Raw genomic sequence first — 26444 nt, forward strand, 5'->3', positions numbered from 1 at the left:
CCTGTGATGGTCCCGACGAACGCACTGCGGCGACATCGGGGTAATGGAATTCCAATAGAACGACGCCGGCCGCCGCCCTAGCCGACCGGCCGCAAAACCACGTGATCCGCATCGACATCCCGCTGCGGCTCGCCGATCCAGGTGGTGAGCCCCATGCGTCCGCCCAGGCCCAGCTTGGTGCCAGGCACCTCGGCCCGCCTGAGCACCAGTTGCACGTCCCAGGCCTTTTCCTCGCCCACGTAGGTCTTCACCGCCGCCACCAGCTGGCGCAGCGCTTCGCCGCCGGGCAGGAAGTTGTTGAACTGCACGCGCGTGAGCGGGCCAAGGCGCAGGCGGAAGCGTTGCTGCGACCCCCACACGTATTCGCCGATCACCGCGGTGCGGCCCAGGCCAGCCACCTCGAGGGAGCGTCCCAGCCGCAGGTGGGCTTCGTGCGGCAGGCGCATCCAGCCCGCCACGAACTCGAGCACGCGCACCGGGATGCCGAAGAAATGCACCAGCAGGCTGCGCAACCCTTCGGCATTGCGCGCCTGCGCCTGCAGGCGGCCCGCGAAGAAGCGCTTGTACTGGTCGGGCAGCGCGTCACGCCCCTCCAGCCCGCGCGTGGAAAGCCCGACCAGCGCGCCCATGTACAGGCTGAAGCGGTCCTCGCCCGGGCGGTCGAGCTGCACGGTGGGTTGCGCGCTGGCCCAGGCGCGGTAGAACAGGCTGAGCATGCGGTGGTGGAAGATGTCGGCGAACGCGACGAGGGTCGGGTCCTTCGCGTTGCGCCGGCGGTCGATGGCGTATTCGGTGAGGTGCAGCGGCAACGGCCCGTTCGGCCCGAACAGGCCGAGGAACAAGCCGTGCAGGCGCGCCGGCCTGCCGTCCCCGGCGGCTTCGTAGCGATCCACCGGGCGCGGCGAAAACTCCAGCGACGGGGTGTGGCACAGGCGCACGACGTCTTCCGACGGCTTGGCGGATTCGCCCAGCCGCGGACGCCCGGGATGCGCGCACTCGAGCCGGCGCAGCGCCTCGAAGAACTCGAAGCCCTCCGGCCGCTCCCGCAGCGCGCGCTCGAACTCCATGCGCGCCGGCGCTACAGGATCTGGCGCTTGCCGAGCCGTGCCGGCCATCGGGCCACCTCGTTGCGTTCCAGGGTGCGCAGCACGGTCTCGGTGAAGGAGTTCACCGAGACGTGCCGCGCGAAGAAGTGCTGCATCACCGTGCCGAGCAGGAAGGCGCCGGTGCCTTCGAAGGCGCCGTCGTCGCAGGTCAGCGTGATCTCCAGCCCGCGGCCGAAGCTGATCGGCCCCGGCACCGGTATGCGCCGCACCACCGGCTGCGCCGCCACGGCCTTGACGCCCTCGATCTGCCGGCGCGCGCCTGCGTCGAACTCGTCGCAGTACAGCGTGAGCATTTCGCGCAGCGCGGCTGCGCCGTCCTCGCCGCTGTCGCCCAGCAGGGAGACGTAGTTGAGCTGCAGGTGGCTGATCAGCCGCCATGCGGTTTCGCCGCTGGCGACCGGTGCGCGCGGCTTGGTGGGGCCGGCCACGCAGCGGATCGAGGTCACCGGCGCGCCGGTGTCCAGCGTGAAATCGGTGTGCGACTTGCCCACCGGCATCTGCAGCGGCAGGTCGCGGTTGGTGCACAGCAGGCGCATGCCCAGCTGGCGCAGTTGCGAGCCGTACGGCGCATCGTTGGCATCGACCAGCGCGATGAACACCTCGTTGCCCACGTAGCTGGAGCGCGCGCCGTGCAGGCGCTGGCGCGCGGACAGCAGGCGCGGTTCGCGCCGGGTGGTGTAGAACGCCGCCGTGCGGCTGTGCCAGGTGCGCTCGTCGCTGCCGTAGAACGGCTGGAAGCGCTGCTCCGGCTCCTGGCTGTCGCCGAACCCCTCGACCTCGGAAACACTGTGGATCTCGAAATCCATCGGCCGGGTGCGGTCGGCGAGCACGTGGTACTCGGCCTTGCCCTGCTGCAGGTGGATGCGGTCGGCCCGGCGCGGGAACAGGTTGATCGCCGGCGTGCAGAACAGCCGGAAGTTGCTCGCATCCACCGCGTTGTGCAGCCGGCTCACGCCGCGCTCGAACAGCGCGACGATCTCGAACTCGCACGCCTGCGAGCGCGCCAGCGCCGGGCGCAGCCCGGTGAACACCGCGAACAGGAAACGCTCGGGACAGGCGAAGTATTCCTGCAGCAGGCGATAGCCGCTGAACGAGCGATCCGTGTAGGGCAGCAGGGCCTCGTCGTTGGCGAACCCCTTGTCGCGGATGCAGTCCGCGCCGAGGAACTCGCTGACCAGTCCGCCCGCGCCCTGAGTGCGCACCAGGAAGCCCACCGCGTTGCCCAGCAATTGCTCGTACAGGCGCTTGGGCAACTCGTCGGTGCCGGCGATGAACAGCGGCAACTCGTCCAGTGCCAGCATGTTCGCCTGCGCGCCCGCGGTAACGGTGAATTTCAGGCGCAGGCCGGCGCGCACGACACGGTCCGGCGGCAGCGACACCCCGGCGGCGGCCAGCGCGGCCGGCGTTTCGAAGTACTTGGCCTCGGACAGCTCCAGCGGCCACAGCGTCACGTCGTGCGCGGTCCGGTACTCGCAGGCGGTGCGCTCGTCGTGGCCGGTGAGCCCGCGCAAGGCGGTTTGCCGCGCCACCACCGGGCCGGCGGCCAGTGCGCTTTCCTTGGTGTCCGGGTTCAACTGCACCACCGCCATCGAAGGTACCGGCGCGAGGTAATGCGGGTAGATCATCTCCAGCAGGTGCTGGGTGAACACCGGATACTGCGCATCGAGCTTGAGCTGGATGCGCGCGGCGAGGAAGGCGAAGCCTTCCAGCAGGCGTTCCACGTAGGGGTCGGCGCATTCGAAGCCTTCCAGGCCGAGCCGGCCGGCGATCTTCGGGTATTCGCGCGCGAACTCGCCGCCCATCTCGCGGACGTGCTGCAACTCGCGGTTGTAATAGCGGAGCAGGCGCGGGTCCATGCTAGGGCCCGCCCATGATTCCCGGGCGCCCCGCGCCGGGATCCGTCTGCATGCGTGCCAGGAAGAAACGAGGGCCCGCGGGAAGAGTCGCTGGATGGACGCGGCGCTGAAGGGCTGGGAGTGGAGGTCCGGCCACGGCCGCGTGGCGACGCCGGGATGCAGGCAGACCAGCCCGGCCCGCACGCGAGGGGAGTCCCTGGATGGACCCGGCCTCGCGGAGCGGGCAAAAGTTGCCATCGAGTGGCCGCCACGCGGCAGCGCGCGACCCGGCCTGACGCCCAATCAGGCCGGCGCCACGCACTACCACCTGGCGGCCACTCGATGACAACGCGGGATGCTTGCGGGTCATGGGCAGGCTCCCGCTCTCAACCGAAGCTCTCGGACACGTTGAAGCGGCCCGTCTCCAGATCCACCGCGGTCTTGAGGTAGAGGTTCAGCGGAATCGGCTGCGCCCACATTTCCGAGGCGATGTTGAACACCAGCGACCGGCGGTCCATGCGCTTGTCGTCCAGTTGCACGGTGACGTTCAGCGTGCCGGGCGTCAGCCGCGGCTCGAAGGCGAGGATGGCGTCGCGCACCTGGCGCTGCAGCGCGTCGGCCTTGATGCCGGACAGCGCCGCCCCCGTGAGGTCGGGAATGCCGAAGTTGAGCACGGAGGTCGCCACTTCCGGGTAGTCCGCCAGTTCGGCGTCCGCGCGCAGGTTCACGCAGTTGAGCAGCCAGGACATGTCGCGCGCCACGCAGTCGCGCAGGCGCGTGGCCGAGATCACGCGCTTCTCGCGGCTCTCGTCGGCCTTGCCCGGTTCGTCGTCGGTGAGGCGGTCGAGCAGCGACGGCTGCAGGCGTTCCTGCGTGGTGAGCTCGGCCATGGTTTCAGGCCGCGTTGAAGGTGATGCTGCGGATGTCCAACAGCGGGTAATCGCCCGCGTCGGTGGCCAGCATGCGCTGGCCGGAGCCGGCGAAGCATTCGTCGCCGAGGTCGACCCAGTCGGTGCGGCGCGCCAGCACCAGTTCGCTGTCCTGCATGCGCTCGGTGCCGGGGTAACGGCTGGGCACGAAGCCCACCGCCTGCCCGCCATTGCTCCACGTCACCTGCACCGGCGCCCATACCTTGTCGCGCAGGTCGGCGGGCGCGTCGAATTCCAGCTTCCTGATCCGCGTGAACGGCACCCAGGCATAGCCGCCGTTGACGATCATTTCCAGGCAAGGCCCGAAGCGCGAGTCGGCATCGGCGATCCATTCGAACGGCGTGCCGTCGATCTCGCCGCCCACCGCGTCGGCCTGCTCGAAGGCCTGTTCGCGCAGGGGCTGCGCCTGCACGTGCCGGCCTTCCGCCTGCAGCTTCAGCGATTGCAACAGCAGCGCCAGCCATTGCGCCGGCTCGCCGATCACCATGGGCGAACGCGCACCGGCCATCACCTGCTGGCGATCCAGCTCGCCGGCCAGGGCGCGCCCATAGGCCTCCACCATCAGCATGTTGAGCGGGTCGAGCTCGCCACTCACCTTCAACTGGTTCTGCGCCCGCTCCCACTGGCCCAGCAGGGCCAGCAACTGGAACAGGAACACCCGCGCCTTGGCGTCTGCGGGGTTGCCGCGCACCTGCGCGGTCAAGCCCTGCAGCGCCTCGTCCAACCGACCTTCTTTGAGCAAGTTTTCCGCAGCCATGTCCACTTTCCGTGCTTGAGGGGTCGGCCAAACGAGGCGACTGCAAGTAGCCGGTCAGGCTCAGGCGCTGGCCACCTGCTGGATGTCGAAGGTGAAGTCCTTGGTGCCGCCGTCCTTGCCGCCCTTGTCGTCCTGCGGCTGGAACGAGTACTTGAACTTGCCGAAGTGCAGGGTGATGTTCTCGGTGAGCTTGTCCTCGCCACCGCTGCCGCCGGTGGACACCGAGGTGATCAACACGCCTTCGCTCAGCTCGATGGTGAGGAAGTCGGTCTGCTCGCCGGTGGCATTGGTGACGTACAGCCAGGCCTGATCGATGCGGCCGCCGGTGCAGCAGGCGTTGAGCAGCGCATTGGAGCAGCCGTCCACGTACTTGGTGACGGAAATGTCCTGCACGTGCGCCTTGCCGCCGCTGGCCGAACCCGCGCCGCTGTGCAGGTCGCCGGTGTTGCTGACGCCCCACGACCACGCCAGGATCGGCACCTCGCCCTTGTGCTTCTTGTGGTTGGACGCGCCCTCGATCTTGACCTTGCCCGAGCCGAACTTGATGTGCATGTCGAATGCCATGAACCTTCTCCTCGATCGCCTGTTGATGAATTGATCCGCCCGGCCGGGTCGTCCCCGCCGGTTGCCACACGTCCGTCGCCGCCTTCATCGCGATGTCGCGCAGACGATGCCCGGTGTTTGCCGATGCCGCGGCACCGGCCTTTCCTCTCCCGAATCCGGCGGACGCAGCCGCAGGTCGCGGCCACGCCCCTGCCGGGACAGCTCAGGCCTTGGCCGCCGAAGGCAGCCGCGACACCAGCCGCAACGACACCGTGAGGCCTTCCAGCTGGTAGTGCGGCTTGAGGAAGAACTTCGAGGTGTAGTACCCCGGTGCGCCTTCCACCTCCTCCACCACCACCTCCGCCGCTGACAGCGGCTTGCGCGCCTTGGTCTCCTCGCTGGAGTTGGTCGGGTCGCCGTCGACGTACTGCATGACCCAGTTGGTCAGCCAGTTCTGCATCGACTCGCGGCTGGAGAACGAACCGATCTTGTCGCGCACGATGCACTTCAGGTAATGCGCGAAGCGGCAGCAGGCGAACATGTACGGCAGGCGGCAGCTCAGCGCGGCGTTGGCGGTGGCATCCGGGTCGTCGTATTCCTCCGGCTTGGCCAGCGACTGCGCGCTGATGAAGGCGGCCATGTCCGAGTTCTTGCGGTGCACCAGCGGCATCATGCCCATCTTGTCCAGCTCGGCCGAGCGGCGGTCGGTGATGGCGATCTCGGTCGGGCACTTCATGTCCACGCCGCCGTCGTCGCTGGGGAAGGTATGCACCGGCAGGCCTTCCACCGCGCCGCCCGACTCGATGCCGCGGATGCGCGAACACCAGCCGTATTCCTTGAACGAGCGGTTGATGTTCACCGCCATCGCGTAGGCGGCGTTCTGCCAGGTGTACTTGGACGAGTCGGCGCCCGAGGTGTCCTCCTCGAAATCGAATTCCTCCACCGGGTCGGTCGCGACGCCGTAAGGCAGGCGCGCCAGCGTGCGCGGCATGGCCAGACCGAGGTACTTGGCGTCGTCCGACTCGCGCAGCGAGCGCCACGAGGCGTACTCGGGCGTGGAGAAGATCTTGGCGAGGTCGCGCGGGTTCGCCAGCTCGCTCCAGCTGTCCATGCCCATCAGGGTGTGGTTGGCCGCGGCGATGAAGGGCGCGTGCGCGGCCGCCGCCACCTGCGCGATGCCGCCCAGCAGCTCCACGTCCGGCGGGCTGTGGTCGAAGTAGTAGTCGCCGATCAGGCAGCCGTAGGGTTCGCCGCCGAGCTGGCCGTACTCTTCCTCGTACATCTTCTTGAAGATCGGGCTCTGGTCCCACGCCGTGCCCTTGTAGCGCTTCAGCGTCTTGCCCAGCTCCTTCTTGGAGATGTTCATCACGCGGATCTTCAGCTGCTGATCCGTCTCGGTGTTGTTGACCAGGTAGTGCAGGCCGCGCCAGGCGCTTTCCAGCTTCTGGAAGTCCGCATGGTGCATGACGAGGTTGAGCTGCTCGCTGATCTTGCGGTCCAGCTCGGCCACGTAGGCGTTGATGGTCTGGGTGACGTCGTCGGAGACGATGTCGGCCTTGTTCAGCACCTGCTCGGCGAGCGTGCGGACGGCCGACTCCACCTCTTCCTTGGCGCGGTCGCTCTTGGGCTTGAACTCCTTGCTGAGCAGCGCGGCGAAATCGTCGGGTACCAGGGTCTGGACTTCGCCGCCCTGTTCGGCCAGTTTCTCGGTTGCCATGGTTTATTCCCCGTCCTTGCCGGCGTCGCCGGGCTTGGCTGCAGACACCAGCGACTGCAGCAGCGCCGGATCGTTGATGGCCTGCGCGATCAGCTTCTCAGCTCCGGCCTTGCCGTCCATGTAGGTGCCGAGGTTGGCGAGCTGGGTCCGCGCCTCCAGCAGCTTGGCCACCGCACCGACCTTGCGGGCCACGGCGGTGGGCGAGAAGTCGTCCATGCTCTCGAAGGTGATGTCCACGTTGAGGTTGCCCTCGCCGGTGAGCGTGTTCGGCACGGCGAAGGAGACGCGCGGCTTCATCGACTGCAGGCGGCTGTCGAAGTTGTCCACGTCGATCTCCAGCGCCTTGCGGTCCTCGATGGCCGGCAACTCCGCGTTGTTCGCGCCGGACAGGTCGGACATCACGCCCATCACGAACGGCACCTGCACCTTCTTCTGCGCACCGTAGACCTCGACGTCGTACTCGATCTGCACCCGCGGCGCACGGTTGCGCGCGATGAACTTCTGACTGCTCTGCTTGGCCATGCGTAGTCTCCCGGGACGTAGGTACTGCCTGGATGCGAGGTATCGGCTTTCCCTGCACGCGGTTGCCGCGGGAACCCGGGGGCGCGCGATGACCTCGCGCGCCCCCGGGTTCCGGTCGAGCCTGGCCCCCTGCGCGACGAAACGACGCCGCCGGGAATTCCCCTCACTGTCCAATGCGCAACCAACCCTGAAAGGCGTTCATGCCGGCCAGAATCATTCATCTTTCATTCATGATTGACGGGAGACCGGAAACCCGACGTGCTGCGTCGCGGCACGGCCCGCGCGGACCGGCGTACTAGAATGTCCGACTTGGTTCGTCGTCCCGACCCGCTCGGGGTGGCGTGGCCGCGTCGTTGCAGTCCCCCTGGCGGCCATCGCGAGATGCCGCCATTCCTGGATGCCCCCGGGCACCTTTCCACGGAGTCGCCGTACCAATGATTTTCGAAACCATCGCCCACACGGGTCACGAAGAAGTCGTCTTCTGCCACAACAAGGACGCCGGCCTGAAGGCCATCATCGCGATCCACAACACGGTGCTGGGCCCCGCGCTCGGCGGCCTGCGCATGTGGCCGTACAAGACCGAGCAGGAGGCGGTGAACGACGTGCTGCGCCTGTCGCGCGGCATGACCTTCAAGAACGCCGTGGCCGGCCTGAACCTGGGCGGCGGCAAGGCGGTGATCATCGGCGACCCCAGCAAGGACAAGTCCGAGGCGCTGTTCCGCGCGTTCGGCCGCTTCGTCAACTCGCTCAACGGCCGCTACATCACCGCCGAGGACGTCGGCATCGACGTCAACGACATGGAATACGTGTTCCGCGAGACCGAGTACGTCACCGGCGTGCACCAGGTGCACGGCGGTTCGGGCGACCCCTCGCCGTTCACCGCCTACGGCACGCTGCAGGGCCTGATGGCCGCGCTTAACTTCAAGCACGGCAACGAGGACGTGGGCAAGTACAGCTTCGCCGTGCAGGGCTGCGGCCACGTCGGCAGCGAGTTCATCAAGCTGCTGCGCGAGCAGGGCGCCAAGGTGTTCGTCACCGACATCAACAAGGACGCCGTGCAGCGCTGCGTCGACGAGCTGGGCTGCGAGGCCGTGGGCCTGGACGAGATCTACGACGTGGACGCCGACGTGTACTCGCCGTGCGCGCTGGGCGGTACCGTCAACGCGCAGACCATCGACCGCATCAAGGCGAAGATCATCTGCGGCGCCGCCAACAACCAGCTGGCCACCGACGAGATCGGCGACGAGCTGCAGCGCCGCGGCGTGCTGTACGCGCCGGACTACGCGGTCAACGCCGGCGGCGTGATGAACGTGTCGCTGGAGATCGACGGCTACAACCGCGAGCGCGCGATGCGCATGATGCGCACGATCTACTACAACCTGGGCCGCATCTTCGAGATCAGCAAGACCCAGGGCGTGCCCACCTACAAGGCCGCCGACCGCCTCGCCGAGGAGCGCATCAACGCGATCGGCAGGATCAAGCTGCCGCACATGGGCAACGGCGGCACCCGCTTCCAGGGTCGCATGCGCGGCCAGTAAGCCGGCTGCTCCGCCGCGGGTTCCAGCGAACAGGCCGCCGCAAGGCGGCCTGTCCGTTTCGGGGCGGGTTCAAAATCCCGCCCCGTTGCCCGAAACTGCATGGCCGATACGGAGGAAGCGCATGCGTCGCCCGGTGATCCTGCTGTTGCTCTGCCTGCTTGCGCCATTCGTCCGCGCGCAGGCCGATGACGCCTTGCTGCAGAACGTGCTGGCCGGGCTGGGCCGGCACGATGCCGTGCGCGCCGACTTCACCCAGACCCGCAGCAATCCCGCGCTGGACAAGCCCCAGGTGAGCGCGGGCCAGCTGCTGTTCGTGCTGGGGCACGGCATGCTGTGGCAGACCACCACGCCCTACCGGGAAACGCTGGCGCTCACCGGCAACCGCAACGTGCGCATCGATGCGGACGGCAAGGCCACGCCCATGCACGGCGACCGCGGCATCAGCCAGGTATCGCAGATGCTGCAAGGCCTGCTGGGCGGCAAGCTGGACGAGGCGCGGCGCCAGTTCAACGTGGAAGCCAGCGGCACGCCCGCGCAATGGACGTTGCGCTTCGTGCCGAAACAGGCGCGCATGGCGCAGGTGCTGGCCGGCATCACCCTGGCCGGCAGCGATTACCTGCAGGGCATCGCCATCGCCATGCAGGACGGCAGCCGCACCGAGATCCGTTTCGAGCACACCCGCGACGCCGGCCCGCTCACCGCGTTGGAAAGGCGCGCACTCCTCGGCCGGCCATGACGCCACGGGCCTTGCAGCTGCGCGCCGGCCTGTTCGCCGTCGCCACCCTGATGATCGCCGGGCTGGGTGCCTGGCTGCTGTTCGGCCGCGGCAAGCCGCCGATCCAGACCGACCTGCTCGCCATGCTGCCGGCCACCGAACAGAACCCGCTGGCCGAAGCCACGGTGGAACGACTCGCCCACGCCAATGGCGACCGCGTGGTGCTGCTGGTCTCGAACGGCGACGACGCCCGCGCCAAGGATGCCGCCCGTGCGCTGGGCAAGGCACTGGCCGCGCACGGAGTGTTCGGCACCATCGCCGCCGAACTGCCGCCGTTCGATCTGCAGCAATTGATCGCCCCATATCTCGCGCATCGCGACTGGCTGCTCGCCGACGCCGACCGCGCCGCGCTTGCGCAATCCAGCTTCGACCCCGCGCAGGCGCTGGCGCAGCGGCTCAACGAGCCGTTCCTCACCGGCGTGGGCGTGCCATTGGCCGACGATCCGTTCGGCTGGCTGCAGCACTGGCTGGCGCAACAGCCATGGAGCCGCTCGCCGCTGCTGCCCGAAGACGACCTGCTGGTGGCGCACCGCGACGACGCGACCTACGTGCTGGTCACCGCCACGCTCAAGGGCTCCTCCTACGACGACGACGTGCAGCACCGCACCCTGGATGCATTGCGCGTGGCCGAACGGCAGGTCGAGGACGCCTACCCTGGCACACGGGTGCTGCAAACCGGCGCGGTGTTCTACGCCGCCGCCGCCCGCGCGGACGCGAAGCGCGACGTGGACCGGGTGGGCTGGATCTCCATGCTGGGGATCGCGCTGCTGCTGCTCGGCGCGTTCCGTTCCCCCGGAGCCTTGTTGCTCGCCTTCCTTTCCACGGCCGTGGGCGTGGTCGCCGCGACCACCGTCTCGCTGCTGGTGTTCGGCCAGCTCTACCTGCTCACCTTGGTCTTCGGTGCGGCGCTGCTGGGCGAGGCAGTGGACTATTCGATCCAGTACCTGAGCGCCCGCGCCAACGCCGGCGCGCGATGGCAGGCCGGCACAGGACTGCGGCAGGTGCGCCCCGCGCTGCTGCTGGCGCTGGGCACGTCGCTGCTGGGTTATGCGCTGCTGGGCCTGGTGCCGTTCCCGGCACTGCGCCAGATGGCGGTGTTCGCGATCAGCGGCATGATCGCCGCCTGTTCCAGCGTGTTCTGGTTGCTTCCCGCATTGTTGCAACGCCCGGCGAGGCCGGTCACGCCCGCGCTGGTGCGCGGCGCCCACGCCATGCAGCGGATGCTGGCCGCGCCCGCGCGCGGCCGGCGCGGCGCGGGCCTCGCCGCCCTGCTGTTGCTGCTCGCGTCGCCCGGTTGGCTGCACTTGCACCACGACGACGACGTGCACCACCTGATCGCGCAGCCTGCCGGACTCACGGCGCAGGAGCAGCGGATCCGGGAGATCAGCGGACTGGGCAACGCCAGCCAGTTCTGGCTCGTGCAAGGCAGGGACACCGAGCAGACCCTGCAACGCGAGGAAGCCCTGGAGCAGCGCCTGCAGGCGCTGGTGGACGACGGCAGCCTCGAAGGCTGGACGGGCCTCGCCGGCATGGTGCCTTCGCAGGCGCGGCAGGCACGCGACCACGCCCTGCTCGCCAGGCTGTTCGACGATCCAGCGCGCCTGCGCAAGACGCTCGTCGACACCGGCTTCCGCGCCGATGCCATGGCCGCGTACCTCGCCGCATGGCCAGGCATGCCGCTGCGACTGGCCGACTGGCTGAAGACGCCGCTGTCCACGCCGTTCCGCCCGCTGTGGATGGGCTGCGACGCGCAGGGTTGCGCCTCGCTGGTACTGCCGCAGGGCAGTGTCGGCGAGGCCACGCTGGCACGGGCCGGCGCCGGCCTGGCCGGCGTGCAGCTGGTGGACAAGCCGGCCAGCGTGTCGAAGCTGTTCGGCCGCTATCGCGGCTATGCCGGCGCATGGCTGTTCGCCGCGATGCTGCTGATCGTGCCGGTGTTCGGCTGGCGCTACGGCTGGCGCCGCGCACCGCGGGTGCTGGCCCCGCCGGTGCTGGGCATCGCGCTGACGCTCGCCACGCTGGGCTACCTCGGCCAGCCGCTGACCCTGTTCCACGGCATGGCGCTGATGCTGGTGCTGGGCGTGGGCGCAAACTACGCCGTGTTCCTGCACGAGGGCGAGCCGCACGCCGCCGACAAACCCGGCGCGATGTACGCCAGCGTGCTGCTTTCCGCGCTCACCGCCCTGCTCTCCTTCGGCCTGTTGGCGCTGAGCTCGATGCCCGCGCTGCGCGACTTCGGGCTTACCCTGCTGCTCGGCATCGCCTTCACCGCGCTGCTGGTGCCGGCAAGCCGGTCGGCCCATGTCACGCGTCCGAAGGCGTGACGTCATCACGCGATCATGGACAGCCCGCGCCGATGCATCCCCATGCACGGCCTTGCCTCCACGCATACCGCGTCGATCGCGACCGGGCAGCGGAAAATCAGAATTCCCCTACAACCCGTCCAACAGGCTCTCGGATAGTCTGGCCGCGCCCTGCCGGCACCAATGCCGGTAGCGCCGAACAGGGGAACGACTTGCGGATGGCTCCTTCGAGCGCGCTCGTCCAGACAAGCGCGCCCTTGCTCGTCGCCCACAAATTCACGCAAGGGATTGACCCATGAACACGAAGCTGCCCCGCCTCCTCGCCGCCGCCCTGTTGCCGCTCGCCATTTCCGCCTGCGCCACCATGCAGATGGGTGGAGACAACACCGTCGCCTCCGGCAGCGCCGCAGGCGGCAACGCCCAGGGCGCCAATTCGCAGCTCGAGCACTGCCCCACGCCGCTCGGCACCGTGGCCGTCGACGAGCACACCGGCGAGAACTGGTACCAGATCCTGACGACGCAGTACCAGTTGCCGGGCACCACGCCGGTGCTGCGCCTGATGATCCAGCAGTCGAACTGCTTCATGGTGGTGGACCGCGCCGCCGGCCTGAACGCCGCCATGCAGGAACGCGAGCTGGCCAAGGCCGGCGAGCTGCGCCAGAACTCCAACTACCACGGCGGCCAGATGGTGTCGGCCGACTACACGCTGGTACCGTCGGTGACCTTCTCCAACAACAACGCCGGCGGCGCGGCGGCCGGTCTCGCCGGCCTCATTCCCGGAGTGGGCGGCCTGGTCGCGGGTGCGGCGGCGGGCAGCATGCACGCCAAGTCGGCCAGCACCATGCTGATCCTCGACGACAACCGTTCCGGCGTGCAGATCGCCGCCGCGGCCGGCAGCGCCAAGAACATCGACTTCGGCGGCTTCGGCGCCCTGGGCGGCGTGTCGGCGGTGGGTGCCCTGGGTGCCTACACCAACACGGCCGAGGGCAAGGTGGTGGTCGCGGCCTTCATGGACTCGTACAACAACCTCGTGCGCTCCGTGCGCAACTACAAGGCGCAGAACATCGAGGGCGGCCCGGGCACCGGCGGCGCGATGAAGGTGCAGGGCAGCAACTGACCACCTGCCGCCGCACCGATAGTGCCAACCAACGCGAGCCCGGGATTTTCCCGGGCTCGCGACTTTTCGGGGCCGGCAATGGCATCCTCGCGCCTGCAGACGCGCGACGCCATCCGCGCACCGGACGATTCGATGCTTCCAGCGGCAACACCATGAAACCCGGTTCCATCCTGCTGCCGCTGGTCGGCGTGCTGTACCCGTTCCTGGTCTATGCCGGCATGACGACGGTGTCGCCGCGCGCGTTCGCACTGGTGCTGGCGGCGGCGTGGCTGCTGCGCGCCCCCTTCCTGTGGCGCGAACCGGGCGGACGCTGGATGCTGGGCGTGGCGCTGGGCTACTGCGTGCTGCTGGCGGTGGGTGGCGAATCCTCCCTGCTGCGCTGGTATCCCACCCTGATCAGCCTGTTCCTGCTGTCCGCCTTCGGCCTCAGCCTCGTCGTCGGCCCGCCCGTGGTGGAACGCATTGCGCGCGCCAGCGACCCCGGGTTGCCGGATGCGGCCATCCCCTACACGCGCAAGGTCACCTGGGTGTGGGTGGGCTTCTTCGTGTTCAACGCCACGGTGTCGGCAGCGCTCACGCTGTGGGCGCCGCTGGCGTGGTGGACGCTGTACAACGGCCTGCTCGCCTACCTGCTCATGGGCGTGCTGTTCGCGGGCGAGTGGCTGCTGCGCAGGCGTCTGCGGGTGGGCACGTGAGCACGCGCACCGCTCCGGCCATCCTCGACGAGCAGCGCGATGGCGACAACTGCACGCTGCAGCTGGCCGTCCCCGCGGATCTCGACTATTTCCCCGGCCACTTCCCGCAGGCGCCGGTGCTGCCCGGCGTGGCGCAGGTCGGCTGGGCACTGCAACTGGCCGCGTCGCACCTGGGGACCTCGCCGCATTGCCACGAAATGGAGGCGCTCAAGTTCCAACACATCATGCAACCGGGCGAGCACACGACGCTGGTGCTACGCCACGACGGTGCACGCGGCAGGCTGCACTTCGCATTCCACGACGGCGAGCGGCAGCATTCCACCGGCCGCCTCGTGCTGGCTGCGCCGCAGGAACGCCAGGCTGGCGACCATGTCCCGATGGCACCGCCCGTCCCGACACCCGACGCCATCGCGGAACTGCTGCCGCACGCTGGCGAGATGATCCTGCTCGACGCCGTGCTGGAGCACGGTCCCGGGCATGCATGCTGCAGCCGCGTCGTACCGGCGCGCGGCCTGTTCCACGATGCCGACGGCGCCTTGCCCGCATGGGTGGGCGTGGAGCTGATGGCCCAGGCCATTGCCGCCTGGGCCGGTTGCCAGGCTCGGGAACACGGCACGCCGGTGCGACCCGGCTTCCTGCTCGGCACGCGCCGCTACAACTGCAACGTGGCGACGTTCGCACCCGGCAGCCTGTTGCGCGTCGAGGCGCGGCGCGATCTCCACGAAGAGGGCGGCATGGGCATGTTCGCCTGCCGCATCGAAGCACCCGGCGTGCTGGCGGAGGCGCGGCTCGCCGTGTTCAGCCCGCCCGATGCCGGTGCGTTGTCCCACCCCCATGCAACGGAACCCCGGCACGGTTGAGTCGATGCCGCCGCGGCTTCCCTCGTTTCACCGGAAGCGGCCTGCATCGCCCGGCGGGCGATTCCGGCCAGCGGCAGGCCGGGCTGAACGGTATGCCGCTTCCACACCCAGGGGCACAGGAAAGCCCGCCCGCTGGTGCATCGCGTCAGGGCGAATCCACCCTGACGCGCTACCATTCGCCGGCTTGGAACCCACAATCAGGAGCCTGCGATGCGCCCCTTCCCGCTCGGCGAAGAAATCGACCTGCTGCGCGACACCGTGCACGCCTTCGCGGAGAAGGAGATCGCCCCGCGCGCCACCCAGATCGACCACGACAACCTGTTCCCGGCCGACCTGTGGAAGAAGTTCGGCGAGCTGGGCCTGCTCGGCATGACGATACCGACCGAATACGGCGGCACCGGCATGGGCTACCTCGCGCACATGGTGGCGATGGAGGAGATCTCGCGCGCCTCGGGCTCGGTGGGCCTGTCCTACGGCGCGCACTCCAACCTGTGCGTCAACAACATCTTCCACAACGGCAACGAGGCGCAGCGGCAGAAGTACATCCCCAAGCTGTGCTCGGGCGAGTACGTGGGCGCGCTGGCGATGAGCGAGCCGGGCGCCGGCTCCGACGTGGTGGGTTCGATGAGCTGCAAGGCCGAGCTGAAGGGCGGCGCGTGGGTCGCCAACGGCTCGAAGATGTGGATCACCAACGGCCCCGACGCCGACGTGCTGCTGGTGTACATGCGCACCGCGCCACGTCCGGCGGGCAGCCGCTGCATGACCGCCTTCATCGTCGAGAAGGGCATGAAGGGTTTCTCCACCGCGCAGAAGCTGGACAAGCTCGGCATGCGCGGCTCGAACACCTGCGAGCTGGTGTTCGAGGATTGCGAGATCCCCGCCGAGAACATCGTGGGCGAGGTGAACGAAGGCGTGCGCGTGCTGATGAGCGGCCTGGACACCGAGCGCCTGGTGCTCTCCGGCGGCCCGATCGGCCTGATGCAGGCGGCGCTGGACCTCACCCTGCCCTACGTGCGCGAGCGCAAGCAGTTCAACGCGCCGATCGGCACCTTCGAGATCATGCAGGCCAAGGTGGCCGACATGTACACCGCGCTGCAATCCTCGCGCGGCTTCGCCTACATGGTGGCGCAGCAGTTCGACGGCGGCGTGAAGTCGCGCATCGATCCCGCCGCCTGCCTGCTCAACGCCTCGACCAACGCGGTGAAGGTGGCGCTGGAGGCGATCCAGTCGCTGGGCGGCAACGGCTACATCAACGAGTTCCCCGCCGGCCGCCTGCTGCGCGACGCCAAGCTGTACGAGATCGGCGCGGGCACCAACGAGATCCGGCGCATGCTGATCGGGCGGGAACTGTTCCACGGCAAGGCGTGACCGCACGCGCGGCGCATGCCGGCGCGTTCCCGGCATGCGGTTGCCCGCACCGGGAGCGCGCCCGCGGAACCGGGCTCACGCGTGCCGCTTCACCCACGCCACGTAGCGGTCCACGAACGCCTGCAGGAATTTCCGCGTGTCGTCGTTCGCGACATGGCCTTCGGCGTCGATCAGGCCGTCGTCCCTGAACTGCACGTACACCTCCGGCTGCGCCATCGTCGCCACGTCGAGATAGGCCAGCACGTTGCGCAGGTGCTGCTGCGCCAGCGCGCTGCCGGTGGAGCCGATTGAGGCGCCGATCACCGCCCCCGGCTTGCCGGCGAAGGAATTCGTGCCCCAGGGGCGCGAGGCGATGTCCAGCGCGTTCTTCAGCACGCCGGGTATGCCGCGGTTGTATTCCGGCGTGACGAACAGCAAGGCGTCCGCGGCCTCGATCTCCTGCTTCAGGCGCCGCGCCTCGGCCGGATAGTCGGCATCGAAGTCCTGGTTGTACAGCGGCAGGTTGTCGATGCGGACGTGCTCGAAGACGAATTCCTTCGGCGCCAGCCGCGCCACCGCCTTCGCCAGCCGCGCGTTGATCGACGCCTTGCGCAGGCTGCCCACCAGTACCGCCACCTTGATCGTGCTCATGCTCGATTGCTCCACCGGGATAAGGACATTCGTGCGCGGCGCATCGGGATCATGGCGCGCACGGCTCGGCCAGTCTGCGCGGTGCGCGTGACCGATGCACGCACGCCATGGGCGCAGGCGGCTATTTCGCCTGCAGGGTCTCCATGACCTGCTTCGCGTCGGCATGGGCGGCATCCAGCGAGGCCGCCTTCAGGCCCTGCTCGGCCTGCGCCAGCGCCGCATTCAGGCGGTCCAAGGTCGCGACGTCGCCCTTGGCGTCCGGAATGGCTCCGTTGCCCATGCCCTTGCAGGGATCTTCCGCCTTGGCGTCGAAGCCCTTGCCCGAGGCGCCGACCAGGCAGTTCACTACGTGATGCAGATGCGCATGCGCGGTCGCCAGGTCCGCCGCCCCCAGCGCCATGCCGGCGTGCGCGGCGGCCGTCGCCACCTGTTTCGACGCCGCGCCACCCGCATCGGCTGCCTGGGCCGCCATCGGCAGGACAAGCGCCAGCAGCAGGGCCGGCAATGCATGCATGGAACACTTCGTCATGGCACGACTCCCGAACGTCGCGGCACGCGCCGCAGTCCGCCGACTATGGCGCGGCCACCGTGAGGAAAGCGGAAAGGAGCCCGATGCCGGCCGGCGCCATGCCTGCGTTACGATGCGCGACCATCCACCAGGATCGCCCGCCGTGCCGCATTACACCGGCCCCCTGCTGACCCGCGCCACCGCCGACGCGCTGCTTGCCGCCCGCGACGCCGGCGCAACCGAATGGCACGGCTCGCTGGACCTGGGGTACGGCAGCGGCACCGCGTCACTGCAGGCGGACGGTTGGCAATGGCGCGGCGAAAGCTACCCCTGGCCTGCCGCGCTGAAGGACCGCACCATCCATTACTGGGACGGCGAAGCGTTCGCGGCGGCGGCGCGCTTCTCCGGTTCGCTCATCAAGCTGGTGCCCACCGAGTGGAACGTACCCACCTTCGAGATCGACGGCATCAAGATGCTGCCCACCTCGAAGGAGTCGCCGCTGGACGACGCGCGCCGCAAGGTGGCGCTGGTCGAGCCGCGCGGCAAGGCCGTGCTGGATACCTGTGGCGGCATGGGCTATTTCGCCGCCTGTTGCCTGGACGCGGGCGCGGCGCACATCCGCTCTTTCGAGAAGAATCCCGACGTGCTGTGGCTGCGCACGCTGAACCCGTGGTCGCCCGACCCGGCGGCGCCTGCCAGCGGCGGGCGCCTGCAGCTAGTCCACGCGGACGTGTCGCAGGCCATCGCGCAGCTCGCCGACGCCTCGGTGGATGCGCTGCTGCACGACCCGCCGCGTTTCGGCATCGCGGGCGAGCTGTACTCGCTCGCGTTCTACCGGCAACTCGCCCGCGTGTTGCGCCGGGGCGGCCGCCTGTTCCATTACACCGGCAGCCCGAACAAGCTCACCAGCGGCCGCGACGTGCCGCGCGAAGTGGCGCAGCGGCTGCAGGAAGCCGGCTTCAAGCCCCAGCTGACCCTGGACGGAGTGCTGGCGACGCGGCGCTGAACCCGGCCGCCTGCCCGCGCCAATCGATGGCACGCCGGCCTCCGCGCCATGAACACGGGCTGTCTGCCGCGGTTTCCATCGCCGTCGCCCAGGGGGTACGCTCGATCTCCCCCCGAGCAAACCGGAGCCCCGCCATGGCCCTGTGGAAAGAGCCCGTGAAGTCCCCCAGCAACGCGGCACCCGAAACCGCGGATCAGGCGCGCCTCGACATCCCGGAAACCCGATCCGAAGCGGCAGCACCGGTGCAACCGGCACCCCGACCGGCCCCCGCGGCCGTGGCCGCACCCGGCAAGCCCAAGGCCGAATCGCTGATCGCGCCCGACATCACCATCGAAGGCAAGATCGAAGGCGCGGGCCACGTGCGCATCGCCGGCAGCTTCAAGGGCGACATCAACGTGCGCGGCGACCTCACCATCGAGGCCGGCGCCAGGGTGACCGGCAGCGTGCGCGCGGAGAAGGTCACCATCGCCGGCGAGCTGGTCGGCAACATCGAATCCGCGGTGCACGTGGAGCTGCTGCAGAGCGGCGCGCTGAGCGGCGACCTGAAGGCCGCATCGCTCAGCGTGGCGGCCGGCTCGCGCATGCGCGGCCAGGTCGAGTTCGGCTGGGACGACAAGGACGGCTCCCGCGGGCACGGCGGCACCGCTTCGTGACCGCCGCACGCCCGGGCACGGCCGGGGCGACGCGCAGCTGCCCGCATTGCCGGGAGACCATCCTCGAAAGTGCGAGCGTGTGCCCCGCCTGCCGCCACAAGCTGCGCTTCAGCGAATCGACCGACGCAGCCACGGCGGCGGCAGCCGTGCCGCTGCGCGTGGAAGGCAGCTTCCGCAACCCCGACAGCGGCGCGTGGGAATACTCGATGGTGCTGACCATCCGCAACGAACGCGGCGAGGAGATCGCGCGCAAGCTGGTGGGCGTCGGCGCGATGCAGCCGGACGAACAACGCACCTTCACCCTGAGCGTCGAGATGCAGGCCGCCGCTGCCGGCACGGGCGGCAAGCGCACGCGGCCCTACTGACGGGATCGGGGACGATCCGGTTCGGGCAGTCACGCTCAGCTGCCGCGTGGCGGATCCGGCGTGGCAGCCCGGCAGGAGCCAGCCCCACCGGATCGCTTGCTCCGTGCGCGATGCCGTCGCCGTGCCGCGATCGTCACAGGTGCGCGTCGGGCTCCACGCGCTGCAGGAATTCGTAGCGCGCCGCGTTGCGGTCGACGACGCCGTGCGTATCCGCGCCGATCACCTGGCGCAACAGGCCGCCGTCCTGCGCCGCCACCGCCGGCCAGTACGGCAGGCCCGCGCCATTCGGGTCGCCGGTCTTGATGAAGTTGGCCCAGTAGCCTTCCATCGTGGCCGAGACGCGACGGTCGGTATCCGTCCAGGCATAGACCTTGTTGCCGGCCAGGTTGCCCAGCGCGTATTCGATCTCGCCGCTGTGCACCGCGCCGGTGCCCGGGCCGGCGCTGCCGTCGCGCTTCGCCGGGCGCGGCTGCCCGAAGTAGTAGTAATAGACCGGCGCGCCGCCGGTGCGGTACTGCCAGTCCATCCAGCGCCAGGTGGAGAACGCGATGAACTGGTCGCCCGACAAGGCGGTGCCGGAGGCTTTCACTTCCGCCTCGTCGTTGCCCGGATACAGCTTGAGCGCCTCGTCCACGTGCTCTGCGCCCAGCAGTTTCCGCACGCCGGCGCGGTAGTTGGCCGGCGTGGGCGCCTGCTGGTCGAGCAGGGCCGCATAGAAACCTTCCTGCGAATTCGAACCGACCAGCAGCGGGATGTGCGCCTGCCCGCCGGCGGCGTAGATGTCCTCCGGCGAACGCGGCAGCACGGCGCCGTCGATGGTCATGTCGAAGCCGCCGCTGTCCGAACTGCCCAGCGCCTTCATCAACGTGTCCGCCGGCATCGCGCGCAGGTCCGCCAGCGAGCGCGCGCCCACCTTGCGCATGAAGTCCGTGCCCTTCTGCTCGGCCTCGGCCAGCGGCATCGGCTTGAGGTTGCCGAGCACCGCGCCGCTCTCGCCGATCGCGCGCTGCATCAGCCCCTGCGCCGCCGGCGAGGCCATCAGCGCCGACACCGCCATCGAGCCCGCCGACTCGCCGCCGATGGTGACCTGCGCCGGATCGCCGCCGAACGCGGCGATGTTGTCCTGCACCCAGCGCAGCGCCGCCGTCATGTCCATCAGGCTGTAGTTGCCGCTGGCATGCTGCGGCGACTCGGCGGCCAGCGCGGGCAAGGCGAGCAGGCCGAACACGTCGAGGCGGAAGTTCACCGTGACGGTGACGATGCCGCGCCGCGCGAGGCTGGCGCCGTCGTAACGCGGCTCCGAACCATCGCCCGCCAGCAGGCTGCCGCCGTAGAAGTACACCAGCACCGGGAGCTTGCCTTTGTCCCGGTGTGCGGGCGTCCACACGTTGAGGTAGAGGCAGTCCTCGCTCATGCCGTTGGAACGGAACACCATGTCGCCGTACAACGGCCGCTGCATGCAGCGCGGCCCGAAGCGGTCGGCCGCGCGCACGCCGCTCCACGCGGCCACGGCCTGCGGCGGCTTCCAGCGCAAGGCGCCGACCGGTGGCGCAGCGTAGGGGATGCCCTTGAACTCGTCCAGGCCAGCCTTGGCATCATGGATGCCTGACAAGCTGCCGGTACCGACGTGCACTATGGGCGCGGCGTCGGCGGCTGCGGCCCATGGGGCCGACGATGCGAGCAACAACCCCAGGACGACGCGGTACGGACACGGAAGAGCCTTGCGCATGGCGAACTGCCTTGGTCAGGGAGCAAAGTCCCATCTTAGGGAGATCGCCGGGCGTGTGGGAAAACATCCCGCCGCACGCATGCCGGCCGGAAACGCAGCGCTCAGCCCAACGCCCTCTTCAGCAACGCGGCGATGCGCTTCTCCACCTCGGCGTTCATGGCCGTGAGCGCGAAGGCGGTGGGCCACATGGCGCCATCGTCGAGCCTGGCCTTGTCGTTGAAACCGAGGGTGGCGTACCTGTCCTTGAACTTCTGCGCGTCCTTGAAGAAACAGACGACCTTGTCGTCCAGGGCATACGCCGGCATGCCGTACCAGGTCTTCGGCACCAGCGCCGGGGCATGGGCCTTGACGAGGGCATGCACCCGCGCGGCCAGGGCACGGTCGGCCGCCGGCATCGCGGCGATCGCCGCCTGCACCTCACGCTCGCCGTCCTCCCTGGTCCGGTCGGCGCGTGCCTGCGCCTTCAGCTCCTGGGCATAGGCCTTCATCGCGGCTTTTTCCCCGGCGCTGAAGCTGGCCTTCTTGCCGGGCGCCGCGGCGGTCTTGGCAGGGGTCTTCTTTGCAGCAGGACTCATCGTGATCTCCTCGTCGGTATCTCAGCGCCGTTCCTGCACGCGCAGCAGGTTGCCGGCCGGGTCGCGCACGGCGCAGTCGCGCACGCCGTAGGGCTGCATGGTGGGTTCCTCGACGATCTCCGCGCCGCTGGCCTGGATCCGCTCGAAGGCGGCATCGAGGTCCGGCGTGGCCAGCAGCATGGTCGCGAAGGTGCCCTTGGCCATCATCTCGGCGATGGTGCGCTTCTCGTCATCGGTGACGCCGGGACTGGCGACTGGCGGATACAGCACGATGGAAGTGCCGGGCTGGCCGGCCGCGCCCATCGTGATCCAGCGCATGCCGTTGTAGCCGACGTCGTTGCGCACCTCGAAGCCGAGCGTGTCGCGGTAGAACGCCAGCGAGGCGTCCGGATCGTCGTGCGGGAGGAAGCTTGCGTGGATGCTGATGTCCATGGCGACGTACTCGCAGTGAAGGGAGCCATCATGCTAGTTCGGACGCATCGGCCGGCGCTTCTCCATTCCTGATCGGTTGCGTCCTGACCGGTCGCGTCACCTGCCGCGCGACGCAGGACGGCAATTCCACCGTTGCGCGCGCCGCTTCGCGTCGATAGGCGCTGGGCGACATGCCGACCAGTTCGGCGAAGCGCGTGCTGAAGGTGCCCAACGAGGCGCAACCCACCACGTAGCAGACCTCGGTGACGCCGAGGTCGCCACGGCGCAGCAGCGCCATCGCGCGCTCGATGCGCCGTGTCATCAGGTAGCTGTAGGGCGATTCGCCGAAGGCCAGCTTGAACTGCCGGCTGAGGTGCCCGGCCGACATGTGCACGCCGCGCGCCAACGCTTCCACGTCCAGCGGCTGTGCGTATTCGCGGTCGATGCGGTCGCGCACGCGGCGCAGCCGAACGAGGTCGCGCAGGTAATGCGCCGGGGCAGGTCTGCTGCTCATCGGCACCATCATCCCACGCCCGCGATACCATGGCGCCCCCGATCCGCCTGCCGAACCGTCCCCATGACCGCCACACGCCTCACCCTCACCCGCCCCGACGACTGGCACCTGCACCTGCGCGACGGCGCCGCGCTGGGCTCGGTGGTGGCGGACACCGCACGCCAGTTCGGCCGCGCCATCGTGATGCCCAACCTCAAGCCGCCGGTGGCCACGCTGGCGCAAGCCGAGGCTTACCGCGCGCGCATCCTCGCCGCGCTGCCGGCGGACACGCGCTTCCAGCCGCTGATGACGCTGTACCTCACCGAAGCCACCACGCCGGAGGAAATCGCGCGCGCCAAGGCCAGCGGCATCGTGCACGCGGTGAAGTACTACCCCGCCGGCGCCACCACCAACTCGCAGGCCGGCGTGCGCGACCTGGCAAACGTGCAGGCCGTGCTGGAAGCGATGGAGCAACACGACCTGCCGCTGCTGATGCACGGCGAAGTCACCGACCCCGGCGTGGACATCTTCGACCGCGAGCAGGTGTTCATCGACCGCCACCTGGTGCCGCTGCGCGCGCGCTTCCCGAAGCTGCGCATGGTGCTGGAGCACATCACCACGCGCGCCGCGGTGGAGTTCGTGCGCGAGGCGCCGGCGCACGTGGGCGCCACCATCACCGCGCACCACCTGCTGCTCAACCGCAACGCGATCTTCGAAGGCGGCATCCGCCCGCACCACTACTGCCTGCCGGTGCTGAAGCGCGAGACGCATCGCCAGGCCCTGGTGGAAGCCGCCACCGGCGGCGACCCGCATTTCTTCCTCGGCACCGACAGCGCGCCGCACGCGCGCGAGGCCAAGGAGGCGGCCTGCGGCTGCGCCGGCATCTACACCGCGCATGCCGCCATCGAGCTGTACGCCGAGGCCTTCGAACAGGCCGGCGGGCTCGACCGGCTCGAAGCCTTCGCCAGCTTCCATGGCCCCGATTTCTACGGCCTGCCGCGCAACAGCGGGAAGATCACGCTGGAACGCAGGCCCTGGACCGTGCCGGACGCCCTGCCCTTCGCCGACGGCAGCTGCATCCCGTTCCGCGCCGGACAGGACGTCGCCTGGTCGCTGGCGTAGCCACGCCACCCGCACGATCGATGGCGCCACGCGCCGTCGCGCTCAAGCTCCACGCGCAGCGACCGATACCCCGTCGATAACAACACGCGCGTCATACGGAGTCGATACATGCTGGTACTCGTCGGGTCATTGGTGGTGATCGGCTGCGTGCTGGGCGGTTACGTGCTGTCGCACGGCCACCTGCTGGCCCTGTGGCAACCCTATGAACTGCTGATCATCTTCGGCGGCTCGATCGGCGCCTTCCTCACCGCCAACCCCGCCAAGGTGGTGAAGGCCTCGCTGCGCGAAGTGGTGACCCTGGTCAAGGGTCCCGCCTACCGCCAGCAGGACTACCTGGACCTGCTTTCGCTGCTGTACGACCTCTTCAGCGTCATGCGCAGGGAAGGCCTGCTCGGCATGGAGGCGCACATCGAGGACCCACAGTCGAGCTCGCTGTTCGCCGCCTATCCGCGCCTGCTCGGCGAACGGCACCTGGTGGAATTCATCACCGACTGCCTGCGCCTGATCGTGGGCGGGAACATGGAGGCGATCGAGCTGGAGACGCTGCTCGACGCCGAAGTGGAGACCCACCACATGGAAGCGGAGGTGCCCGCGCTGGCGGTGGCGAAGATGGCCGACGCACTGCCGGGCTTCGGCATCGTGGCGGCCGTGCTCGGCATCGTCACCACCATGTCCAACCTCTCCGGCGACACCTCGCAGATCGGCGAGCACATCGCCGGCGCGCTGGTCGGCACCTTCCTGGGCATCCTGCTGTGCTACGGCTTCATCGGCCCGCTGGCGGCGGCGATGGAGGCGCGCGTGCGCGAGGACAACAAGGCCTTCGAGTGCGTCAAGGTGGGCCTGCTGGCCAACCTGCGCGGCTACAACCCCAAGGTGTCGGTGGAGTTCGCCCGCAAGGTGCTTTCCGCGCATGCGCGCCCGAACTTCCAGGACCTGGAGGAGCACCTCGGCAAGGTGCACGCCGGAGCCGGCGCATGAGCGACATCCCCCCGCAGATCATCATCAAGCGGGTGAAGAAGCGCGGCCACGGCCACCATGGCGGCGCCTGGAAGGTGGCTTACGCCGACTTCGTCACCGCGATGATGGCGTTCTTCCTCGTGATGTGGATCATCGGCGTGGGCACGCGCCAGCAGAAGGCGGCGATCTCCGAATACTTCCGCAACCCCAGCGCCACGCCGGGCAACGCCACGCTGGCGCCGCCCGGCCAGATGGGTCCCGGCGGCGCCAGCGACTCCATGATCCAGCTCGGTGGCGCGATGGACCTCTCGCACGGCCCCGGCAAGGACCACCACAACGGCCCGGTCGGCACCCCTTCGCAGGCCGAGATCGAAAAGCGCGCAAGCGAACTCGACCGCGCGCACCTGCAGGAACTGAAGGACGAACTGAACGCGGCCATCCAGAACAGCCAGGCGCTGGCGCCGTTCAAGGACCAGCTGCTGCTGGACATCACGCCCGAGGGCCTGCGCATCCAGATCGTGGACAAGCTCAACCGGCCGATGTTCGACCTGGGCAGCGCGCGGCTGAAGGATTACACGCAGGTGATACTGGGCGACCTGGCCAAGTTCATCAACCGCGTGCCCAACCACATCAGCATCACCGGCCACACCGACGATGCGTCCTACGACAGCAACGACGGCTACAGCAACTGGGAACTGTCCACCGACCGCGCCAACGCCGCGCGCCGCGCGCTGATCGCCGGTGGCCTGCTGGACGACAAGGTGAGCCGCGTGGTGGGGCTGGCCGCCTCGGTGCCGCTGGACAAGGCCAACCCCGGCGACCCGGTCAACCGGCGCATCAGCATCATCGTGATGACCAGGCAGGCCGAAGCGGCGGCGCTTTCCAGCGGCATGGTGGACAGCGCCCTCCTGCCGGGCAAGGACGGTGCGGCACCGGCGACACCGAAGCCTGACACGCCGTCCGCGCCTGCACCGGCAGGCAGCGCGCATGTCCAGGCCGCGCCGGCCGGCCAGCCGGCCCCGACCATCGCCACGCTGCCGGTACCGCCCGTACTGCACGCCGCGGGCAGCCGGCAAGGCGCCGGTTGAGCGACGCCTGACGCGGGTGCCGGACTCGTCAGATGCCGCCCCCTCGGCGCCCGTGCCGGCACGCAGGACCGCTGGGCATATCCGCCCACGCATGCCGGCCGACCCGCGGGACAGCGGGATCGGGACACGGTGGCGGACAGCGCGCGCAGGAACGGCGCGCAGCCCGTACCGGTCACCACGCCCGTGGAGATCGACGGCACCGGCCCCATATCCCGTGCAACGCCAGATCCGGCCCCGGGGCCATGCCATGAACGATCCGCTGCATCTCGTCTGCCCGCACTGCCAGGCCGTGAACCGCGTGCCGGTCGGGCGCCTGGGCGCGTCGCCCACCTGCGGCAAGTGCCACCAGGCGCTGTTCACCGGCCACCCGCTGGCCGTCGACGCGGCCGGCTTCCAGAAACACCTCGCCCGCGACGACATCCCCGTGCTGGTGGACTTCTGGGCCAGTTGGTGCGGCCCCTGCCGCATGATGGCGCCGCACTTCGCGCAGGCCGCCGCGCAACTCGAACCGCGCGTGCGCCTGCTCAAGGTCGACACCGACGCCGAACCGGCGCTGGGCACCCGCCATGCCATCCGCAGCCTTCCCACCCTGGCGCTGTTCAAGGGCGGTCGCGAGGTCGCGCGCCAGGCTGGCGCGATGCAGGCGGCAGGCATCGTGCAATGGGTGCACGCGCAGGGCGCATAGCGACCGACGCCACCGCGGCGATGCGGCCCGGCCGGCGGCTCGATCCGCGGCGTGCGGAACATCCCCACCGATCACGGTGCCGACGGAGACAGCCATCCCATGACGGGCCACGGACGGCATCTCCATCCGCCCTCGCGCATGGCGTCGATGCCAGAAT

General features: G+C 69.3%; 27 protein-coding genes. 14 read left to right on the forward strand and 13 right to left on the reverse strand.

Features of this window, described 5'->3' with window-relative positions; translation table 11 throughout:
• Positions 1-77 precede the first annotated feature (77 nt).
• The 7 genes from tssG to tssB all read right to left on the reverse strand — a co-directional run bounded on the left by tssG (position 78) and on the right by tssB (position 7409).
• Complete coding sequence (tssG, locus tag IHE47_RS00875) at positions 78-1115, reverse strand: type VI secretion system baseplate subunit TssG (protein WP_192103236.1); 1038 nt, start codon at positions 1113-1115, stop codon at positions 78-80.
• Positions 1079-2962 (reverse strand): type VI secretion system baseplate subunit TssF, encoded by a 1884-nt coding sequence (gene tssF, locus IHE47_RS00880; protein WP_192103243.1) that lies wholly within the window; start codon positions 2960-2962, stop codon positions 1079-1081. The genes tssG and tssF overlap by 37 nt, the downstream gene beginning before the upstream one ends.
• Before the next feature lie 365 nt (positions 2963-3327).
• Positions 3328-3831: a type VI secretion system baseplate subunit TssE gene (gene tssE, locus IHE47_RS00885; RefSeq protein WP_192103245.1), complete on the reverse strand. Its 504-nt coding sequence runs from the start codon at positions 3829-3831 to the stop codon at positions 3328-3330.
• Between the two features lie 4 nt (positions 3832-3835).
• Positions 3836-4633, reverse strand: a complete 798-nt coding sequence (locus IHE47_RS00890) for a type VI secretion system accessory protein TagJ (RefSeq protein ID WP_343227413.1) — start codon at positions 4631-4633, stop codon at positions 3836-3838.
• Between the two features lie 54 nt (positions 4634-4687).
• The gene (locus IHE47_RS00895) at positions 4688-5191 is read right to left on the reverse strand and encodes a type VI secretion system tube protein Hcp (protein ID WP_192103249.1); all 504 of its coding nucleotides are present in this window, start codon (positions 5189-5191) and stop codon (positions 4688-4690) included.
• A gap of 202 nt (positions 5192-5393) precedes the next feature.
• A complete protein-coding gene (gene tssC / locus IHE47_RS00900; protein WP_192103255.1) occupies positions 5394-6887 on the reverse strand; it encodes a type VI secretion system contractile sheath large subunit in 1494 nt (497 codons plus the stop codon).
• Between the two features lie 3 nt (positions 6888-6890).
• On the reverse strand, positions 6891-7409 hold the full coding sequence (tssB, locus tag IHE47_RS00905) for a type VI secretion system contractile sheath small subunit (RefSeq protein WP_192103261.1): 519 nt from the start codon (positions 7407-7409) through the stop codon (positions 6891-6893).
• Positions 7410-7843: 434 nt separating this feature from the next.
• Between tssB and IHE47_RS00910 the strand changes: the two genes are divergently transcribed.
• From IHE47_RS00910 to IHE47_RS00940, 7 genes are all read left to right on the forward strand, one after another.
• Complete coding sequence (locus tag IHE47_RS00910; protein WP_192103263.1) at positions 7844-8947, forward strand: Glu/Leu/Phe/Val dehydrogenase; 1104 nt, start codon at positions 7844-7846, stop codon at positions 8945-8947.
• A gap of 121 nt (positions 8948-9068) precedes the next feature.
• A complete protein-coding gene (locus tag IHE47_RS00915; RefSeq protein ID WP_192103266.1) occupies positions 9069-9683 on the forward strand; it encodes an outer membrane lipoprotein carrier protein LolA in 615 nt (204 codons plus the stop codon).
• The gene (locus tag IHE47_RS00920) at positions 9680-12046 is read left to right on the forward strand and encodes an MMPL family transporter (RefSeq protein ID WP_192103268.1); all 2367 of its coding nucleotides are present in this window, start codon (positions 9680-9682) and stop codon (positions 12044-12046) included. Before IHE47_RS00915 ends, IHE47_RS00920 begins: the two co-directional genes overlap by 4 nt.
• A gap of 274 nt (positions 12047-12320) precedes the next feature.
• Entirely contained in the window at positions 12321-13142 is an 822-nt protein-coding gene (locus tag IHE47_RS00925) for a CsgG/HfaB family protein (RefSeq protein WP_192103270.1), read from the forward strand.
• A gap of 152 nt (positions 13143-13294) precedes the next feature.
• On the forward strand, positions 13295-13837 hold the full coding sequence (locus IHE47_RS00930; RefSeq protein ID WP_192103271.1) for a hypothetical protein: 543 nt from the start codon (positions 13295-13297) through the stop codon (positions 13835-13837).
• Positions 13834-14697 carry a hypothetical protein gene (locus IHE47_RS00935; protein WP_192103273.1) on the forward strand — a complete coding sequence of 288 codons (864 nt, stop codon included), beginning with the start codon at positions 13834-13836 and terminating at the stop codon, positions 14695-14697. Before IHE47_RS00930 ends, IHE47_RS00935 begins: the two co-directional genes overlap by 4 nt.
• A 210-nt stretch (positions 14698-14907) precedes the next feature.
• Positions 14908-16065: an isovaleryl-CoA dehydrogenase gene (locus IHE47_RS00940; protein ID WP_192103275.1), complete on the forward strand. Its 1158-nt coding sequence runs from the start codon at positions 14908-14910 to the stop codon at positions 16063-16065.
• 75 nt (positions 16066-16140) lie between these two features.
• Here the strand turns inward: IHE47_RS00940 and IHE47_RS00945 are convergent, their stop codons facing one another.
• Together IHE47_RS00945 and IHE47_RS00950 are read right to left on the reverse strand one after the other, a co-directional pair.
• The gene (locus tag IHE47_RS00945) at positions 16141-16695 is read right to left on the reverse strand and encodes an NADPH-dependent FMN reductase (RefSeq protein WP_192103277.1); all 555 of its coding nucleotides are present in this window, start codon (positions 16693-16695) and stop codon (positions 16141-16143) included.
• A 121-nt stretch (positions 16696-16816) separates the two neighbouring features.
• A complete protein-coding gene (locus tag IHE47_RS00950; protein ID WP_192103279.1) occupies positions 16817-17224 on the reverse strand; it encodes a hypothetical protein in 408 nt (135 codons plus the stop codon).
• A gap of 142 nt (positions 17225-17366) precedes the next feature.
• On the opposite strand from IHE47_RS00950, the gene IHE47_RS00955 reads away from it, so the two are divergent.
• The 3 genes from IHE47_RS00955 (at position 17367) to IHE47_RS00965 (ending at position 19227) form a co-directional block, all read left to right on the forward strand.
• A complete protein-coding gene (locus IHE47_RS00955; RefSeq protein WP_192103281.1) occupies positions 17367-18209 on the forward strand; it encodes an MnmC family methyltransferase in 843 nt (280 codons plus the stop codon).
• 155 nt (positions 18210-18364) lie between these two features.
• Positions 18365-18862 (forward strand): polymer-forming cytoskeletal protein, encoded by a 498-nt coding sequence (locus IHE47_RS00960; RefSeq protein ID WP_343227414.1) that lies wholly within the window; start codon positions 18365-18367, stop codon positions 18860-18862.
• Positions 18859-19227 (forward strand): hypothetical protein, encoded by a 369-nt coding sequence (locus tag IHE47_RS00965; RefSeq protein ID WP_192103285.1) that lies wholly within the window; start codon positions 18859-18861, stop codon positions 19225-19227. Before IHE47_RS00960 ends, IHE47_RS00965 begins: the two co-directional genes overlap by 4 nt.
• 133 nt (positions 19228-19360) lie before the next feature.
• Here IHE47_RS00965 and IHE47_RS00970 read toward each other — a convergent pair whose 3' ends face one another.
• The 4 genes from IHE47_RS00970 to IHE47_RS00985 form a co-directional block, all read right to left on the reverse strand.
• The gene (locus IHE47_RS00970) at positions 19361-20956 is read right to left on the reverse strand and encodes a carboxylesterase family protein (protein ID WP_192103287.1); all 1596 of its coding nucleotides are present in this window, start codon (positions 20954-20956) and stop codon (positions 19361-19363) included.
• 101 nt (positions 20957-21057) lie between these two features.
• On the reverse strand, positions 21058-21531 hold the full coding sequence (locus IHE47_RS00975) for a DUF1801 domain-containing protein (protein WP_225561534.1): 474 nt from the start codon (positions 21529-21531) through the stop codon (positions 21058-21060).
• Positions 21532-21552: 21 nt separating this feature from the next.
• Positions 21553-21963, reverse strand: a complete 411-nt coding sequence (locus IHE47_RS00980) for a VOC family protein (RefSeq protein WP_192103289.1) — start codon at positions 21961-21963, stop codon at positions 21553-21555.
• Between the two features lie 28 nt (positions 21964-21991).
• Positions 21992-22456, reverse strand: coding sequence for a helix-turn-helix transcriptional regulator (locus tag IHE47_RS00985; protein WP_192103291.1), 465 nt, complete (start codon positions 22454-22456; stop codon positions 21992-21994).
• 63 nt (positions 22457-22519) lie between these two features.
• On the opposite strand from IHE47_RS00985, the gene pyrC reads away from it, so the two are divergent.
• The 4 genes from pyrC to trxC all read left to right on the forward strand — a co-directional run bounded on the left by pyrC (position 22520) and on the right by trxC (position 26287).
• The gene (pyrC, locus tag IHE47_RS00990; RefSeq protein WP_192103293.1) at positions 22520-23557 is read left to right on the forward strand and encodes a dihydroorotase; all 1038 of its coding nucleotides are present in this window, start codon (positions 22520-22522) and stop codon (positions 23555-23557) included.
• A 108-nt stretch (positions 23558-23665) separates the two neighbouring features.
• The gene (motA, locus tag IHE47_RS00995; protein ID WP_192103295.1) at positions 23666-24535 is read left to right on the forward strand and encodes a flagellar motor stator protein MotA; all 870 of its coding nucleotides are present in this window, start codon (positions 23666-23668) and stop codon (positions 24533-24535) included.
• Complete coding sequence (motB, locus tag IHE47_RS01000) at positions 24532-25602, forward strand: flagellar motor protein MotB (RefSeq protein WP_192103296.1); 1071 nt, start codon at positions 24532-24534, stop codon at positions 25600-25602. Before motA ends, motB begins: the two co-directional genes overlap by 4 nt.
• A 247-nt stretch (positions 25603-25849) precedes the next feature.
• On the forward strand, positions 25850-26287 hold the full coding sequence (gene trxC, locus IHE47_RS01005) for a thioredoxin TrxC (protein WP_192103298.1): 438 nt from the start codon (positions 25850-25852) through the stop codon (positions 26285-26287).
• Positions 26288-26444 lie beyond the last annotated feature (157 nt).

The sequence above is a fragment of the Rhodanobacter sp. DHB23 genome (genome assembly GCF_014842975.1).
GTDB lineage: Bacteria > Pseudomonadota > Gammaproteobacteria > Xanthomonadales > Rhodanobacteraceae > Rhodanobacter_A.

Bases quoted from the DNA above. Each gene is read 5' to 3' on its own strand.
- motA (WP_192103295.1), top strand. From the start codon at position 23,666: ATGCTGGTACTCGTCGGGTCATTGGTGGTGATCGGCTGCGTGCTGGGC.
- IHE47_RS00895 (WP_192103249.1), bottom strand. From the start codon at position 5,191: ATGGCATTCGACATGCACATCAAGTTCGGCTCGGGCAAGGTCAAGATC.
- IHE47_RS00920 (WP_192103268.1), top strand. From the start codon at position 9,680: ATGACGCCACGGGCCTTGCAGCTGCGCGCCGGCCTGTTCGCCGTCGCC.
- tssB (WP_192103261.1), bottom strand. From the start codon at position 7,409: ATGGCCAAGCAGAGCAGTCAGAAGTTCATCGCGCGCAACCGTGCGCCG.
- trxC (WP_192103298.1), top strand. From the start codon at position 25,850: ATGAACGATCCGCTGCATCTCGTCTGCCCGCACTGCCAGGCCGTGAAC.
- motB (WP_192103296.1), top strand. From the start codon at position 24,532: ATGAGCGACATCCCCCCGCAGATCATCATCAAGCGGGTGAAGAAGCGC.
- IHE47_RS00945 (WP_192103277.1), bottom strand. From the start codon at position 16,695: ATGAGCACGATCAAGGTGGCGGTACTGGTGGGCAGCCTGCGCAAGGCG.
- tssF (WP_192103243.1), bottom strand. From the start codon at position 2,962: ATGGACCCGCGCCTGCTCCGCTATTACAACCGCGAGTTGCAGCACGTC.
- IHE47_RS00915 (WP_192103266.1), top strand. From the start codon at position 9,069: ATGCGTCGCCCGGTGATCCTGCTGTTGCTCTGCCTGCTTGCGCCATTC.
- IHE47_RS00925 (WP_192103270.1), top strand. From the start codon at position 12,321: ATGAACACGAAGCTGCCCCGCCTCCTCGCCGCCGCCCTGTTGCCGCTC.
- IHE47_RS00980 (WP_192103289.1), bottom strand. From the start codon at position 21,963: ATGGACATCAGCATCCACGCAAGCTTCCTCCCGCACGACGATCCGGAC.
- pyrC (WP_192103293.1), top strand. From the start codon at position 22,520: ATGACCGCCACACGCCTCACCCTCACCCGCCCCGACGACTGGCACCTG.
- tssG (WP_192103236.1), bottom strand. From the start codon at position 1,115: ATGGCCGGCACGGCTCGGCAAGCGCCAGATCCTGTAGCGCCGGCGCGC.
- IHE47_RS00940 (WP_192103275.1), top strand. From the start codon at position 14,908: ATGCGCCCCTTCCCGCTCGGCGAAGAAATCGACCTGCTGCGCGACACC.
- tssE (WP_192103245.1), bottom strand. From the start codon at position 3,831: ATGGCCGAGCTCACCACGCAGGAACGCCTGCAGCCGTCGCTGCTCGAC.
- IHE47_RS00975 (WP_225561534.1), bottom strand. From the start codon at position 21,531: ATGAGTCCTGCTGCAAAGAAGACCCCTGCCAAGACCGCCGCGGCGCCC.
- IHE47_RS00930 (WP_192103271.1), top strand. From the start codon at position 13,295: ATGAAACCCGGTTCCATCCTGCTGCCGCTGGTCGGCGTGCTGTACCCG.
- IHE47_RS00970 (WP_192103287.1), bottom strand. From the start codon at position 20,956: ATGCGCAAGGCTCTTCCGTGTCCGTACCGCGTCGTCCTGGGGTTGTTG.
- IHE47_RS00985 (WP_192103291.1), bottom strand. From the start codon at position 22,456: ATGAGCAGCAGACCTGCCCCGGCGCATTACCTGCGCGACCTCGTTCGG.
- IHE47_RS00910 (WP_192103263.1), top strand. From the start codon at position 7,844: ATGATTTTCGAAACCATCGCCCACACGGGTCACGAAGAAGTCGTCTTC.
- tssC (WP_192103255.1), bottom strand. From the start codon at position 6,887: ATGGCAACCGAGAAACTGGCCGAACAGGGCGGCGAAGTCCAGACCCTG.
- IHE47_RS00950 (WP_192103279.1), bottom strand. From the start codon at position 17,224: ATGACGAAGTGTTCCATGCATGCATTGCCGGCCCTGCTGCTGGCGCTT.